At 47.6% G+C, this 14,910-nt stretch carries 15 protein-coding genes and 3 pseudogenes; 5 read left to right on the top strand and 13 right to left on the bottom strand.

The window, feature by feature from the left end; translation table 11 throughout:
- Window positions 1-261, top strand: a 261-nt coding sequence (locus VJY99_RS18330) for a helix-turn-helix transcriptional regulator (protein ID WP_324121035.1), incomplete at its 5' end; no start/stop codon positions are given.
- Between the two features lie 135 nt (window positions 262-396).
- A pseudogene (locus VJY99_RS18325) lies at window positions 397-480 on the top strand (integrase); the annotation flags it as partial.
- 375 nt (window positions 481-855) lie between these two features.
- On the opposite strand, the gene VJY99_RS18320 reads toward VJY99_RS18325, so the two are convergent.
- The 5 genes from VJY99_RS18320 to VJY99_RS18300 form a co-directional block, all read right to left on the bottom strand.
- A complete protein-coding gene (locus VJY99_RS18320; RefSeq protein WP_324121033.1) occupies window positions 856-1,341 on the bottom strand; it encodes an Hcp family type VI secretion system effector in 486 nt (161 codons plus the stop codon).
- A gap of 1 nt (window position 1,342) precedes the next feature.
- Window positions 1,343-1,864: a hypothetical protein gene (locus VJY99_RS18315; RefSeq protein ID WP_324121031.1), complete on the bottom strand. Its 522-nt coding sequence runs from the start codon at window positions 1,862-1,864 to the stop codon at window positions 1,343-1,345.
- Window positions 1,845-2,360 carry a DUF2778 domain-containing protein gene (locus tag VJY99_RS18310; RefSeq protein ID WP_324121029.1) on the bottom strand — a complete coding sequence of 172 codons (516 nt, stop codon included), beginning with the start codon at window positions 2,358-2,360 and terminating at the stop codon, window positions 1,845-1,847. Before VJY99_RS18310 ends, VJY99_RS18315 begins: the two co-directional genes overlap by 20 nt.
- A gap of 301 nt (window positions 2,361-2,661) precedes the next feature.
- Window positions 2,662-2,997, bottom strand: a complete 336-nt coding sequence (locus tag VJY99_RS18305; RefSeq protein WP_324121027.1) for a DUF1294 domain-containing protein — start codon at window positions 2,995-2,997, stop codon at window positions 2,662-2,664.
- Between the two features lie 280 nt (window positions 2,998-3,277).
- Window positions 3,278-4,888, bottom strand: coding sequence for an FAD-NAD(P)-binding protein (locus VJY99_RS18300; protein WP_324121024.1), 1,611 nt, complete (start codon window positions 4,886-4,888; stop codon window positions 3,278-3,280).
- Between the two features lie 540 nt (window positions 4,889-5,428).
- Between VJY99_RS18300 and VJY99_RS18295 the strand changes: the two genes are divergently transcribed.
- The 3 genes from VJY99_RS18295 to VJY99_RS18285 all read left to right on the top strand — a co-directional run bounded on the left by VJY99_RS18295 (window position 5,429) and on the right by VJY99_RS18285 (window position 7,877).
- Entirely contained in the window at window positions 5,429-5,905 is a 477-nt protein-coding gene (locus VJY99_RS18295) for a ferritin-like domain-containing protein (protein ID WP_324121022.1), read from the top strand.
- Window positions 5,906-5,990: 85 nt separating this feature from the next.
- Window positions 5,991-6,833: an SDR family oxidoreductase gene (locus VJY99_RS18290; protein ID WP_324121020.1), complete on the top strand. Its 843-nt coding sequence runs from the start codon at window positions 5,991-5,993 to the stop codon at window positions 6,831-6,833.
- Window positions 6,834-7,061: 228 nt separating this feature from the next.
- The gene (locus VJY99_RS18285) at window positions 7,062-7,877 is read left to right on the top strand and encodes a hypothetical protein (protein WP_324121018.1); all 816 of its coding nucleotides are present in this window, start codon (window positions 7,062-7,064) and stop codon (window positions 7,875-7,877) included.
- 175 nt (window positions 7,878-8,052) lie between these two features.
- Here VJY99_RS18285 and VJY99_RS19685 read toward each other — a convergent pair whose 3' ends face one another.
- The 8 genes and pseudogenes from VJY99_RS19685 to VJY99_RS18250 all read right to left on the bottom strand — a co-directional run bounded on the left by VJY99_RS19685 (window position 8,053) and on the right by VJY99_RS18250 (window position 14,601).
- Window positions 8,053-8,172: a DUF6434 domain-containing protein gene (locus VJY99_RS19685; RefSeq protein WP_414641619.1), complete on the bottom strand. Its 120-nt coding sequence runs from the start codon at window positions 8,170-8,172 to the stop codon at window positions 8,053-8,055.
- Window positions 8,173-8,197: 25 nt separating this feature from the next.
- Window positions 8,198-8,815, bottom strand: coding sequence for a dTMP kinase (locus tag VJY99_RS18280; protein ID WP_324121016.1), 618 nt, complete (start codon window positions 8,813-8,815; stop codon window positions 8,198-8,200).
- A gap of 126 nt (window positions 8,816-8,941) precedes the next feature.
- Window positions 8,942-9,424 carry a glutathione peroxidase gene (locus VJY99_RS18275; RefSeq protein WP_324121014.1) on the bottom strand — a complete coding sequence of 161 codons (483 nt, stop codon included), beginning with the start codon at window positions 9,422-9,424 and terminating at the stop codon, window positions 8,942-8,944.
- A gap of 133 nt (window positions 9,425-9,557) precedes the next feature.
- Window positions 9,558-9,731: pseudogene (locus VJY99_RS18270) on the bottom strand (LysR family transcriptional regulator); the annotation flags it as partial.
- Window positions 9,732-10,151: 420 nt separating this feature from the next.
- Window positions 10,152-12,395, bottom strand: coding sequence for an EAL domain-containing protein (locus VJY99_RS18265; protein ID WP_324121012.1), 2,244 nt, complete (start codon window positions 12,393-12,395; stop codon window positions 10,152-10,154).
- Entirely contained in the window at window positions 12,392-13,219 is an 828-nt protein-coding gene (locus tag VJY99_RS18260) for a substrate-binding domain-containing protein (RefSeq protein ID WP_324121010.1), read from the bottom strand. The genes VJY99_RS18265 and VJY99_RS18260 overlap by 4 nt, the downstream gene beginning before the upstream one ends.
- Window positions 13,220-13,458: 239 nt before the next feature.
- A pseudogene (locus VJY99_RS18255) lies at window positions 13,459-13,598 on the bottom strand (Fe-S-cluster oxidoreductase).
- A gap of 127 nt (window positions 13,599-13,725) precedes the next feature.
- Complete coding sequence (locus VJY99_RS18250) at window positions 13,726-14,601, bottom strand: 5'-methylthioadenosine/S-adenosylhomocysteine nucleosidase (protein ID WP_324121009.1); 876 nt, start codon at window positions 14,599-14,601, stop codon at window positions 13,726-13,728.
- Window positions 14,602-14,910 lie beyond the last annotated feature (309 nt).

Below are 14,910 nucleotides of genomic sequence, written 5' to 3'. Positions count from 1 at the left end.
CCTTTTCAACAAGACTGGCATAAAGCCGATATCATCGCGGCATTGCATAAAAAAGGCACTTCACTGGCAGCGGAATCACGCTCTGCGGGTTTAAGTTCTTCAACACTTGCCAATGCGCTGACACGCCCGTGGGCGAAAGGTGAAAAGCTAATAAGTAAAGCGATTGGCATACCCGTCGAAGAAATCTGGCCGAGTCGCTATTTTGATCCGCAGACACATGAGCCAGTCGTCAGGCCGATGCGTATGCATCATCCGAAATAAACATATAGCGTCATCTGCCCGAATCTCTGTGCGGGTGACGCTGCTATTAGCCTGAATGATTCCAGCAGAACGCATGAAGGCCAAGCGTGAGCACACTGTTCCGCTATCTTCACAGGCTTTAGATATTCTGGAAATCATGAATCCCTGAATAATCTGACACTGGAAGAATATCGACTGATGGCTGAAAAACCGGAAACCTCAAAAAGTGCGTGGAACTAAAAAAGGTGTACTTACAGGAATAGAGAGCTTATTTTCGACCTCCTGGGAAATGAAGCAAATAATAACAAACAAATGTTATTCACTGTGGCTTAATATAAAAAAGATAAAAACCAACTAAATGGAGATACACTTTTCGATATTAATGAAATAAACAATAAGCATTTCTCTGTAAATGCTAAACAAATTTGCATTGGGGATGCGGAATCTATAAGATCATTTTTACTAAAACAAGAGTTAAATATTAGCGAGCAGTTTTTACTAGATGATTCATTCTCCTTGTTGGAAACAATATAAAAAAGCCACAAATATTATAAACCAGAAGAAGGGCCTCAAGGCCCTTCTTTACCCATATGAGTGTATTCCCTTTTCTATTGGTTACGCTCTCACGTTCCAATCGTCTGTATACTGCACGTTGCCATCGACATAATGCCAAGTGATTTTATCGTACATCAGGGAAACTGATTCCATGTGGTTGATCTGCGAGTTTCCCGACATTTTAGCGTTTGGCATTCCTGGGTTAATACCAGTAACTTTAACGCCCTCAATAGTCATAATGAAGTAGCATTCTTCCTGTCCTGCATGGTTAATGCGATACCAGCGAATCTCCGCACTTTTAAGCGTCTGACCAGTAGCGACAGCTTTGTAAAGATACGGGCTGGAACTGTCAAACTCCTTTTCAATCATCATAGGGGAGTGAGAACGCTTACCAGTGATTTTACCGTTGGCACTGTCTACTGGAATATTAAGACCATGGCTAAAACCTACAATCTCAATACTACCTTCACGATCCTGAACGTCTACAGATCCTTTAATATCTGCACCACCATCGTCTTTGAGCCACATATAAGCGGGAATAGGCATTCTACAAACTCCTTTTGGTTATGATTTTCTTCGTGATGAACCGGTAGCAAGCAATCGTTAGTAGCAGGTTAAAGCCCACAAATGCCGCCATAATAAAAGTCGAATACGTTTTGCCATCGGGGAAGACTGATTGATATGGCAGAAAGCGAAATAACACCCAAAACAGGAAGGTAAAACCGAATATTTTAGCAAACCGTCTTAAAGTGGATACAGCCCATTCCTTCGGAAGCCTTGGATGATCAACTTTTCGTGTAATTGCGTTGTAAGCGGTAATAATCGCACTGAGGATTGGAACACTGATAAGTGTGTTGATCAGAATACCGAAGTAATCACGTAGCGATTCCCAAACATCTAAATCAGGCTCACCCAGTATGTAACGGGTAACTTTACTTGCACTCTGGAAATCGAATAACCCTGTGAGTGAGCCAACTAAACCATCATAGGGAATTACCTTTGCAACGATCAGCATAACCACGGCGAACAAGGCTATTTTGATGAATAAACTAAGGGCATGTTTTACCATTGGCGATCACCTCAATCGTGCCGTATGCCTTAAGTTTTCTCATACAAGGAACGTCCATTTTCTGAGTTCGCAGTAGAGCGTTGCGTAGCATGGCAAAATCTGAATCATGCGGGAGTGTGATGCAACCTTCTGAAAGGACGCCGGGGTGCAAACGGAAGTTACCGCGCTTAACGCCCTCTATCCATGTGTAATCGTCGATCCCCCAATCATCCCGCCATAGTGCAAACCATTCCGAATGTTTGAACGTAGCACCGCTGGCGAAGTGATTATAGATATCTCTGACACCCGCATTCATCTGCGATCTGAGCCCCCCTTCTGGTCGGTCAACAATCCAATATTTACCCGCTGGCACGGGTCCCATCTTAGGGATCATTCCACATGCCCCACGGTTACGGTATGCACCATCACCAGAGAACGCTAAAAACGTGCCAACCCCCGGAAATGATAAAGGGGAGTAATCTGCATCATTAATTACAAACTTTCCATGTAGAGCCATAAACCACTCAATACCCTTTGATAACTTGTGGTTATAATGCGCCTTGTTTAGTAGGTTTTCTAGGCTAACTAACTGATTTTATGTGATAGCATCCTAATGCACCGTGTTGGCATACCAACATAAAGCACCGTAGGCGTAACATCAGGGGTTGTGTCTGTTAACTGCTCTCTTATCGATTACCGATCATTTTTGTCGGCAGAGTAAGCAACAGCCAGAATAAAAATAACCAGCGCGGGTGTCGTGAAGTTTTTCCGCGCTGAAATCTCTGTGCTCAGTGCCAGACGAATGCATAACTGGCCGTTCAGTACGGATAAAACCAATATAGCGCGCCCAGCATCGCGATATTCAAAATCACCGTAATCACGAACCAGGTTTTAAACGGCTGCTTTTGGGTTTTATGGCGAAAGAGTTGCTGCCCGAGAATAGCGCCAGGCCACCCACCAACAAAGCCGAACGCTAGCAAGGTGAACTCCGGCACTCTGCGCCACGCTTTGCGGGCTGCCATTTTGTCCCCACCGTAAACCACCAGCGTTAACAGATTGGCAAGCAAGAACCACATCACTACAGGATGCGGTAAAGATGCGCTGCCGATAGCCGCTAAGGCCAAGAGAAAATAACAGAATCGATTGAGGTTCATACCATTTGCCGTAACGGCTCTCCATCTGAAAAGACGGGCAACTATACCCGATACTCTTCAACTACCAGGCTAATATTAATTCGATTTTGGGTTGTTAGTTGTCCGGGAAAGTAACTTGCAAAAGAGGACCTTTTTTGTAGCTCAACCGCCGCTTACCTTTTCTCAGTTCATGATTCATGAACTAAATTAGTTCATGAACAATACAAAAAAGAAGCAACGTAGATTCTCAAAAAATGGAGCGATCACTGGTTAACTGAAGCTGAAATTGCAGAGCAGACTATCACTCATCCCAAAACATCAGCTTTCTGCGTGGCCTGTGTGCGGGTTTTGAAATGGCTTTTGCTATTGCTGCACCTATTTCTGCGCAAACGGTCAGCCCCTGGACGAAAGGCTGGTCGTGCATCAGATACGGCAATGCGCCAAACCCGATATGCCCACGGGCGCAAGCCGGTTCCAACAAGGTGTAATCGTGGCCGACATCAGGAATATCATCGCCAATAGCTTGAAGTTGCTGGCGTAAGGTTGGGAACGGCAGGTCTTTGGTCTTCAATGCTTTTTGCCCGCGAGCATCGATAAACACATCAAACTCATATCGGTTGCCTTGCGCAGCAATCACGGTCTGATGCTCTTTGACATCCAGCTCATAATCTTGCCCAAGTGTGAGAATGCTGATTATCCCCGCCTCACGTAATGCCAGTAATCGACGAATCGATTGTGAAGGAATGGCGGCATAATTATCGATAAACACGCGTGCAAGCCCCGCGTCGAACCGCTTGCTGTCCTCCTCGTTGAGATGCGGCACAATCTCCTGCACGGCTTCATGTAAACGAAGGATGGCGTAGCGCCAGAGGACAGTTCGTTTGTCACGTTTGTTGCGTTCAACTTCCACCAGATTGGATTTGGCCCAACTAAACGGGTTGTTTTGTTTCCTGTCGGCAAACCAGGCGTTGGCGAAACTGTCAGCATCCAGAGTATTGAGGGATATGCGTTCGCTCCAGGCCGGATCAGCCTGTTCGATTTCTTCAATCATCAGGCTGAATACCCTGTCGAGCAGGCCGTCTGAACCGGCAGCAATTTCGTTTTTGATTACCTGTTCGGTGACAACCGCTAAGGGTTCGTACGGAATTGGGCAGTAGAAATCCGCTTCTGGCAGGATGCCAGAACGCGACATCAGCACAATGTTAAGCGCAGCACTTTTTTCATCGAGATTGAACCGGCAGTGTTCCCCATCATGCTCAATAAATTCGCCATGCTGGATAACCACCGCCATTGCGGCGTCCAGGCCACTTAATGAAGTCCCCATAATTCCAATTTTGCTTGCGGGAATTTGCGCTTCCATCAGCCCTGACCACGGGCTAGGAAAATAGGTATGAGTTGAGGCATCTTCGTCGGGCCAGACATGCCCCGTCGCGATGACGGCCAGATCAAACAAATTGGGCACCGCCTCCCCTTGCGCCCATAACCTGACACCTTCTTCTGTAGCTTGCAGGTCAGTGACCTGACAAGACTCATGAACCTCAACCGCAAAACCTTGTTTTTTCGCCTGCGTGACCAGTTCCAAAAACTGGTCACGAAAATACTCACCCAGAAGAATACGCGGCAGGAATTGACGGACATGAAGCGAGGAATACTCGACACCGTAACGCGCCAGATGCTGTTCACTTTGGCTACGCAACCAGTCGATATAGGTCGTAAAAATGGGCGGGATTTCGATACTGGCAATATTCGCCAACATCATTCGCGAGTTTTCTTCATCGCTGTAAGGCATACCGATACCCGCTTCACGGGCTTGCTCATAGAGTGAAACTGAAACAGGTATCTCATTCTTCAGAAGGGAGAAAAAAGTATAAATCCCCGTTGGCCCTGCGCCAATAATCGCCACTTTTTTCATTAATGCTCCCGCTTTTGCTCACCAAATCCGTCTATTGAGATTAGGTTCCCTCAACGGTTTTTGGCAACTTATCGGTAGTGCATCCAAATCTTACGCTCGCCATTTACCTGAGCATCCCGCTGGGAAACATAACCTTTTTCAGCTAATAAATTAGCTTTAACCGCACTCAGTATTTCAGTATCAGATATGTACTCCGAAGGAATATTGTATGTTGCAGTTATCATCTTCGTTGCTCTCCGTATATTTCGCTACTGGATGATTGCCTAGTAAATATGAATAGGCCTGTTCTTATATTAATGATTACATCAGCCAGGCGCAGTAGTAACACCTCTGGAACCGCGACAGAAGGGTAGCTTCCCACCGGAAGTGAAAATTCATTTCAGTTCAACAACTTTATGGTTAACCCTGTCTGTGGATAATTCTTATTTACATATTTTTTTATTATTCCCCACCCCGATCAATAAATATCGCCTACCCTTTATCACTGCGTTAGCGAACGCACAATTGTTATATAAACGCTGATTTCGACAGGAGGAATTTATGTCTATCAAAACTCTCGAAGATCTATTTATTCATGATCTGTCAGATATTTACAGCGCAGAAAAACAAATAACCCGTGCATTACCCAAAATGGCGCGTGCCGCAACGGACCCCAAACTGGTCGCCGCATTTGAGCAGCATCTTGAGGAAACCCAGGGGCAGATTGAACGCTTAGACCTGTTAGTCGAAAGTGCAGAAGGCTTACGGATCAAACGCATGAAATGCCATGCCCTGGAAGGACTGGCTGAAGAGGCACAGGAAATCATTGACTCCGTGGAGGCAGGTCCGGTTCGTGATACGGGTCTTATCGGTGCAGCCCAGAAGGTGGAGCACTATGAAATAGCCACTTACGGCACTCTGTATGCTCTGGCGAAAAAGCTGGGATACAAGGATGCGGCAAAACTGCTGGAGGCTACGCTGAAGGAAGAAAAAGCCACTGATGAGAAATTGTCGGTGATTGCTGATCAACTGCCGTAACGTCTTGTAAGTACCCACGACTGAGCGACCGGCCTCAGTGCTGGCGCTCTTTCTAAAGCAGCCTAACAAAAGGAGCGCGCATCTGATGAACATGAAACATAACGCCCCCTCTTCGCCCGCTGACAGTTATCCGGTTCCACCTTTTCCACATCAAAAACAACCGTTCCCGGGCCTTGCCGGAAAAATGAATCCCAGACCTGATCATGGAGAAACCTCTTACCGGGGGTCGGCTCGATTGTTAGGGCGAAAAGCTCTGATCACCGGAGGTGATTCTGGGATAGGTCGCGCCGTCGCGATTGCATTCGCCCGGGAAGGGGCCGATGTTGCGATTAACTACTTGCCTGCTGAAGAGGATGATGCCCGCGAAGTGATTGATCTTATCCGGGCAGAAGGACGTAACGCCATCGCCATACCTGGCGATATCCGCGAGGAAGAGTTTTGTAAAAAACTGGTCAAACAGGCAGTCGATGGGCTCGGCGGACTGGATGTACTTGTTAACAATGCAGGGCGACAACAATTTTGTGAATCCATAAAGGACCTGAGTACAGAAGACTTTGATGCCACGTTTAAAACCAATGTTTACGCGATGTTCTGGATAACTAAAGCTGCCCTTAATTATCTCACGCGGGGAGCCTCCATTATCAACACCTCGTCCGTACAGGCGTTTAAACCCAGCGAGATCCTTCTGGATTACGCCCAGACCAAAGCCGCTATTGTGGCCTTTACCAAATCGCTTGCCGGGCAACTCGGCCCGGAAGGTATTCGAGTTAATGCGGTCGCCCCGGGACCTTACTGGACCGTACTGCAATGCAGTGGTGGTCAACCTCAGGAAAAAATCGAACAGTTTGGTGCTAACTCCCCCATGGGACGCCCGGGCCAACCGGCAGAAATCACCGCGCTATACGTTACGCTGGCATCTGCATGTTAAGTTTAAAGCAGCAGTAGCTATGAACAGTACAAGTATGATTTCAGTTCTACAGCCTGTGATTGAACAGTGGGTTAGAGAACAGTGGGTTAGAGAAAATTGATCCAAATCAAAATTTTACTTAAATTTACATTAATATAATTAATTAATTCGCGCTTCAAAATAAATTTGGTGTATGTTTATTTCAGTTTGAAATTATCTAATTCTAATTATTTCTTGATGGTAATAGTAATGAATAAATTGTTAATTGTATTGGGTGTGGCTTGTTCATTCTCTGTGAATGCCATGGATGTATCTCAAGCTAATGAAGCTGTATCTCATGCTGAAAGAAATTATTCTACATCGTTAGGATCTTATAAAGATGCCGCACATCAATTAGGGTCTGGTGTAGTAGGTTCACCTGCTGAATCACAGCTTAACGATGCAGCAGCAGCCCGTTCACAAGCTTATACAGATCAAAAAAGCGCTATTCTGAATCAGAAATCACAAGAAATCAGTAACTACGGTATTAAAACTAATTCAGTAGGTAATCCAGATTCATTAATTGCAGGTGTTAAGCAAGATCCAACGGGTTCACCAGTTACGATGATGTCAGGAATAAAAAATGATCCTACAGGCAACCCAGTTACTATGATGTCAGGAATTAAAAATGATCCTACAGGTAACCCAGTTACTATGATATCAGGAATTAAAAATGATCCTACAGGCAACCCAGTTACTATGGTTGCAGGTACTAAAGTTAATTCTGCTGGTCATAGTGTTATTAATGTCTCCGCTTCTACGCTTTCACCTTCCACCAAAGTGAAAACAGATAAAGGCATTGTTACGGTTGGGACACTTCCAAAAAATACACAGGTTTCTGTTCCCTTTGACAGTGCATTTAATAAATCGGTGAAAGGTGGTAATAGCCACGACACCGTAAACAGTCATGGTGAACATGAAACCGGGAACGGTAGCAATAATGCAGCAAACAGCCATAGCGCCCATGGTTTAGGAGGCAGTGAGTCTATCGGTGGCGGTCATTCAGGTGGAAGCTTTCACTACTAATGGTTTTGTAAGTATCCCATCCAGGTGGGCCATGTGCTTTTAGATATCTGACCTAACGAGCCATAGCGTTCACGATGTCCGTTCCTGGCACGAAGCAGCCCAAGGCAACAGCAGGGGCTGCTATGAGCGAAAACCAGCACCTTCCGCCACCCTCTTCTTATCATCCGGCAACGCTTTATTCAGAGTAACGTTTCGCGGCGCAGATTATCTTCCCGCACTGCTCAGTCAGGAAACGCCAGACATTTTGTGTGTTCCTGTAACGCTTATCCACAAGCGTAGTACCTGTCCAATAAATGGTATGCGTAGGGAAAAGACGATGCCTATGGGCATCCGGCCACTTTGTAGATTTCAGAAATTACCTGCATCGTTGCATCTTCGATCGTTCCTTCATTACGGCATAAAATCCAGTCATGATTGGCAATTTCTCGCTCGAACGCCGTGGTACAAGCGACTTGCTCTTCCAGCTTAGAAATCACCGTACTACCCAGCCCGCGCGAACGTGACGCGGCCCTCGCCCATGAAATTTCAGGCGCAGTCACCACCCCGACATGCAGGTCTGGCGTTCGCACGTTTCGTTCAATGTTAAGCTGTAAAATCTCTGCAAAAGGAATCATCCGGCGAAACGCGGCATCTGACGGATACCAGCGATCCATCAGGATAATGCAGTCCACTGGCTGTTTAGTCAGCACATGCCTGGAAATCCAGGCACGGCTATCTGCAAGGCGCTCACAAACCTCCCGTTCCAAATCCAGAGTGGGATTTCTGGCGAGCTTGTTAACCAGGGCCATTGTTTCGCCCCTGTAAGGATCGCTTTTTTTCTCGCTAAGCCGGATGACCTTCTTGTTGTCTGCCCTGAGTACTTTCGTAATGGCCTCCAGCAATGTGGTTTTACCGGCCCCCTTGGGCCCATCCAGAGAAACAAACAATTGACGACTCATTCTTCAAATGACGATTGATATACGGTTTTTGTAAAGCTTGTATCTGGCAAAAACATCTCATTTCCTTCGTATGAACCGCTGACTAACCCTTCGTTTTAATGTGGTCAGTTCGAATGACTGGAACACTTAGACTTCAAGTGCAGCAAGAATGACGGTTTCCATTTTCTCCGGAGTGGTGAACGGTGCAAAACGCTTGAGCGGTTTGCCGTCGCGTCCGATAAGGAACTTAGTGAAGTTCCACTTGATCCGTCCACCCAGCACGCCGGGCAATTCGTCTTTGAGGTAACGAAATACCGGATGCGTAGCGGCGCCGTTGACCTCCACTTTCCCGAATATCGGAAAGCTCACACCATAGTTGATGTGGCAGGTCTGCGCGATTTCTTCAGCGCTGCCGGGTTCCTGCTTGCCGAACTGATTGCAAGGGAAACCAAGCACCACCAGACCTTGGGCGGCGAACTTCTTGTAGAGCATTTCAAGGCCTGCGTATTGCGGTGTGAAGCCACAATGGCTGGCGGTATTGACCACCAGAACCAGCTTACCAGCATAGTCGGCCATAGGGATGAGCTGGCCACTCAGACTGGTGGCGGTAAGTTGATGAAAGCTGGTCATATCGGGATCCTCAGAGCAGAATTGCAAAGCCGAAAAAATTTGCGTTTAAAGTATGGTATCACCGCAAACTGAAGATGAACTGCTGAATACGTTCCATTATATGGAGAGTCTTTATATTGGTAATTCCCCCACCTCACCGCCCTGCACTTACCTCTTTCGCCAGTACCTGCAGTTCTTGCTTCAGCCAGTTGGTAGCGTCCCGCTTGCCGCTGCGTTTGTGGGAATAAATCTTCACTTCAAACGGGCGGACCTCGAAGGGTAATGCGAAAATCTGGAGATCCATGGCCGGGACCAACTTTTCAGCGGCGATGAGAGCTGGACGTTGCCTATGTCCGCTTCTGGACTAACCAACCCACTAAGTTGGAAAACGTCCGCTGTGAGCGAGATATAGTCATTCGCATGCACAAAATCAGTCTGTCGGAAGATCTCTAAAAGTGAATGGTCCGGATTTCAGGAAGGAGTGTCCGTTAAACTCAGGCTACCTCAGTCTGGTATCAACATTTAAGTTAGACAGTGTGACTGCGAAGATCGTTTTGCCACAAGCGGTCATTAAAAGAGCGCCGACACAAACTGCCAGGCGCAATGAGACATCTGCATCATCAGAAGGAAGCTGGGAAAGTTTTTCGCTGATTGAGGTCTGAAACTTATTGGAATGTAAATGCCGCTTCGAGTCTTAAAAGCGGTATGAGGAAAACTCGACAGTCGTGGTCAATTTTTGTTGACCACTTCAGGCGGGTAGCGGTTGTGGACGCTGTACGGCATACCCCTGTGCGAAGTCCACACCCAACGTGCGCAGCTCACTGATAGTCACCTCCGACTCAGCAAATTCAGCCACGGTCTGCAAGCCCATAATGTGCCCCACGCGGTTGATAGTTTCGGCCATCGCCCGGTCGATAGGATCGTGTGCGATATTGCGGATAAAACTGCCGTCTATCTTTATATAGTCCACAGGGAGTGTCTTCAGGTACGCCAAAGAGCTGGTGCCGACGCCGAAGTCATCCAGTGCGAAGCCGAACCCCAATGCGTTGATATCCCCCATAAACTGCGTAGTGCGACGCATGTTGTTAATTGCCGCTGTCTCCGTGATTTCGAAGCACAGCGCACCCGGCGGCAGTGGGTGCAATTGCGATAACTCGCGGATGAATTCGAGAATACCCTCGGAATTAAGTGTGGTGCCCGAAATATTAATGGCGCATGTCAACGGCTCGCCCATCTGTGCTGCCAACTCATGGTAACGGGTGAAAACCGCACGGATGACCCAGCGGTCGATATCCGGCATGATGTTGTAGCGTTCTGCCGCTGGCAGGAAACTGTTCGGTTGCACGAGTTTGCCGTCTTCGTCGATAAGCCGCAGCAAGATTTCGATGTGATTACCCTTGGCGCTATTCAATCCCAACGCCATGTAGGGCTGGTAATAGAGCATAAAACGTTCTTCATCCAACGCACTGGTTAGGCGTGCCGCCCATCCCATATCGGTGCGGCGCTGGCTCATATCAGCATCAGTACCGTGATACACACAAAAGCGGTTGCGCCCCTGCTCCTTGGCTGAATAGCATGCGGTATCGGCGGCGCTGAACACTTCAGCACTATTATCTGAATTGGCCGTGATTGCCACAATCCCGATGCTTACGCCCACAGTGAACCACCGGCCATCCCATGGGAATCGATAGTCACGCATGGCGGCCAAAAGATCAGCGCAGATCAACTTCGCTTGCTCCAGCGGACAGCCCTGCAAAAGCACACCAAACTCGTCGCCCCCAAGGCGCGCCAGCGTATCGGACTCCCGTAGTTTCCCCTGAAGTACACCTGCAACCTGCTTGAGAAGGGCATCACCCGCTGCGTGGCCGCAGGTATCATTGACAATCTTGAACTGGTCGAGATCGAGATAACACAACACGTGATGGTGCTCGGAATTCTGCGCACTCACGAGAGCGGCCTCAACACGAGCCTCAAATTCACGGCGATTGACCAGTCGGGTCAGCTCATCGTGCGTGGCAGCCCAGGTAATGCCTTTCGCCATACGTCGGTTAGCCGTGACATCATGAAAAACCATCGCACCACCTATCACTTCACCGAGGTAGTTACGGATCGGTGATGCAGAATCCTCAATGGCCAACGAAGAACCGTCACGGCGGAGCAGCGCGATATTTTTTCCGCTGAACGGGCAGAATTGCCCCTCGTACAGCGCTTTGACAATCTGTGTAGGAACCTCCTGCATCGTGTCTTCGTCGATCAACGTGCACACCTCAGTAAGGGGTTTGCCGAGCGCTTCAGCCAGCGTCCATTGCGTGAGGCGTTCTGCTACTGGGTTAAGGTACTGAATACGCGCAGTAGAGTCAGTGGTAATGACGCCGTCACCAATCGCGTGAAGCGTGACGCGGGCGCGTTCCTGTTCATCGAATATAACAGCCGCACTGCGTTGGTTCTGGGTTTGTAATCGACGGAACCCAATGAACACACCGCACGCAAGCATCAGGCCAATCAGTGCGCCGACACTGGTTCCAAAGACCAAGTGGATCAATGAATCTTCCATCTCGACGTAACCGACCAGAGTCCCGGCATCAAACAAGGGTACGGAACGACTTATCGTGGGGCGTGTGATCACATGGTTGGAGGAGGCGATAACTTGCCCATCCAGGCCAACGATCGCTGCGTACTCGTCCTCAAGCACAATCGGTTGTCGCTCCAGTATCTCCTTGAGCCGATGCTCTTCAAAACGCCACATCAGTGGCGAGCGGCTTATCGCCTGATTGACATTTTCGGCCTTGGCTTCAGTTTTGGTCTGCAGCGCCGCGCCGTGAGCGCTCAGGCCGACGATGAAATAGCCCGCAGGCAAGCCAATGACCAACCAGCCCAATACCAGCCAGACCAGCACGCTGAGTAGCCGATCAGTAGAGCGCGAAGCGACACTCAACGAATTTATTTGGTGAGAAGTGGCACTCAACGAACTAGTCTCGTGCGATGTCGTCATTTCACCCAGTGCCCCGTCTGGGTAAGGATGTCGCGCCCGGCTGGCGAACCGACAAATTTCACGAAACCCTGGGCTGCGGGCGAGAGTTTAGGTCCGGTGACGATGTACATGCGTTTGAACAGCGGGTACGTTCCGTCGGCAATGGATTTTGCATCAGGTACCACGCCATCTAGTGAGAGGATTTTCAGTGAACGCTTCTCGGAAAGCACGAGTGCGAGTGTCGACGGGCCTAGGGCGCCAGGCGTCGTCTCGATGCTGTCGGCAGTCTCCTGGTCAGTCACCGTGAACAGCATACCTTTGCGTTGCTCTGCGGCAGATTTGGCGTCGCGCATGGCTGGAGAAATATTTTTGATTATCTCACTGTCGGAGTCACCGATTGGACGCATAACCAGGCGGATCTGGCCGCCGTCTGGCCACTGCTTAAGATGACCCGCATAGATATCGACCAGATTCTGCGTCGTTATCCCATCAGCCTTGGTAGTTGTGGGTGTGACAAATACGAAAGGTGTGCTGCCATACTCGAACGATACTGCACCTGCCTGCGTTTCGGCAGCTTTCAGTGGCCGCGAACTGACAGCAATCTGAATTGAGCTTGCAAGCATAGCCTTGATACCGCCGCCACTTCCGAGGCTTGGGAGCACTTTAAAACTTAGGTCGCTGTGTTGCTTAGTATATGCGTCAGCCAGCATCTGCATCGTGCCTAATGCCGCCCCGGTGCCGCCGATCATAATCTCTTCAGCCTTGGCCCCTGTGGCGTAAACTGAGAGCGAAAGTGCCACTACCGCGCTAACTTTCAACGAACATAGGAATCGAGTTTTTATCATATTGGATGCTTCTTTCCGAATAACAAAAAGGGAATGACAATGGTAACCCCCCGAACTCACTGAACATTGGTATGCACGATTACACTTTCAGGATAGCTTCAATCCCGCGTTACGTTCGACTTTTATAAGATGAGCAATGCCAAACAATCTCTGGAGGAGCCAAGGGCACTCCATTCCTTATGTAACGACACGACTGCGATTCCATTCTCTCATCACACCCTTTCTTGCGTTGTTATGCCCTAAGGTGCGGTATCCGCTTCCAGTTTAATCAGGTAAGTCATCGCAGCATGTGTAAAACACATTTCACGACTGGCTTGTAGGTTCGCACAAACTTTAGGACGCAATTAGGACGCAATGGGAATGTGAAGATCTTACACATGAAACCCAGCCGAATTTGACCCTGCTGTACCTGCGACAAGTGCCAGGGGCTCAGATGCTTTCCTGATAGTTCGCGGTTCCATTCCATAAACATAGGGCTGTTTACACAGCTCTATGTTTTTATTATGTTATTTTCCTTTTAACGTTGAAATATAATATTTGACGACTTCATAAACATAGTCCTGGTTTCCTGCTGCTGTCTCAGGGTTATATTTACCACCATTACTTTTATTATTAGACAGCACTCTTATACCTAAGAACTTCACACCATAAGCATTTGCAATTTGTGCACCTGCGGCACCTTCCATTTCTTCTACAGATGTACCGAAATTAGTATTGAACCAATGAATACGATCAACTTCATCATTCCACACATCCGATGAAGCAATAGTCCCCTCGACAACCTTACCCTTAGTATATTTATTTTTCACAGCATTTGCGGATGCAATTAAATCCTTATCACCTTCATAGTAACGAATTTTCTTAGCATTAGGATCTGAGCCACTACCTTCAGAAGCCATTAAATCCATAGGGCTCCAGGTCATTGGGTTAGACCCTTGATTTTTGTCTAGATCACCTGTTTTTAACGAACCAGTGTTAGTGGTTCTTTTTCCTAAAACAATATCACCTACATTTAAACTAGGATCATGCCCACCCGATGTACCTTGGTTGATGATCGCGATAGGATTATATTTTAAAATTGCAACCGCTGTATTGGCTGCTGTATTTTCTATTCCTTTACCAGTTTTGGAAACTATAACAGGGTAATTATCTATCGTGCCGATATAGAATACAAAACTTCCTGATTTCTCAGTCTTGACGTTATTTAATTTATTGGCAAACTTTTCTGCTTCAATAGGCATTGGTCCTTGAATGAGTATAGGACGTGCCTCAGATGTTTCATTTGTTGCCGCGAGCGCTGTAGAAGATGTCCATCCAGCTACGCATGCAGCCATTAAGCCCGACATAACTAACGAATTAAGTTTATTAATATGTTTTCTCATGATTTAACATTCCATCTTGGGGTTTAAATTATTCAAACACTTGTCCTGAGTTATATCCATAAAAGTATTGTAACGAATCTCAAGTTCGTTATTTTTATTAGAGAAGTGTAATGATACCCCCTAACTATGAGCGTCTGCTCCTGGCACGAAGCAGCCCAAGGCAACAGCAGGGGCTGCTATGAGCGAGGAGCGGAAGCTGGCTTAGCTAGATTGTAAGGGACTTCAAAGTTACTGGAACGATTTCCTGGATTACTTATATAAAATAAAAACCCCGCATTAAACACAGGGTTTAATTATGAAGTTAATGAT

Source organism: Buttiauxella sp., from assembly GCF_035271705.1.
Taxonomy (GTDB): Bacteria; Pseudomonadota; Gammaproteobacteria; order Enterobacterales; family Enterobacteriaceae; genus Buttiauxella.
This window is presented reverse-complemented; position numbering and strand designations above follow the sequence as displayed.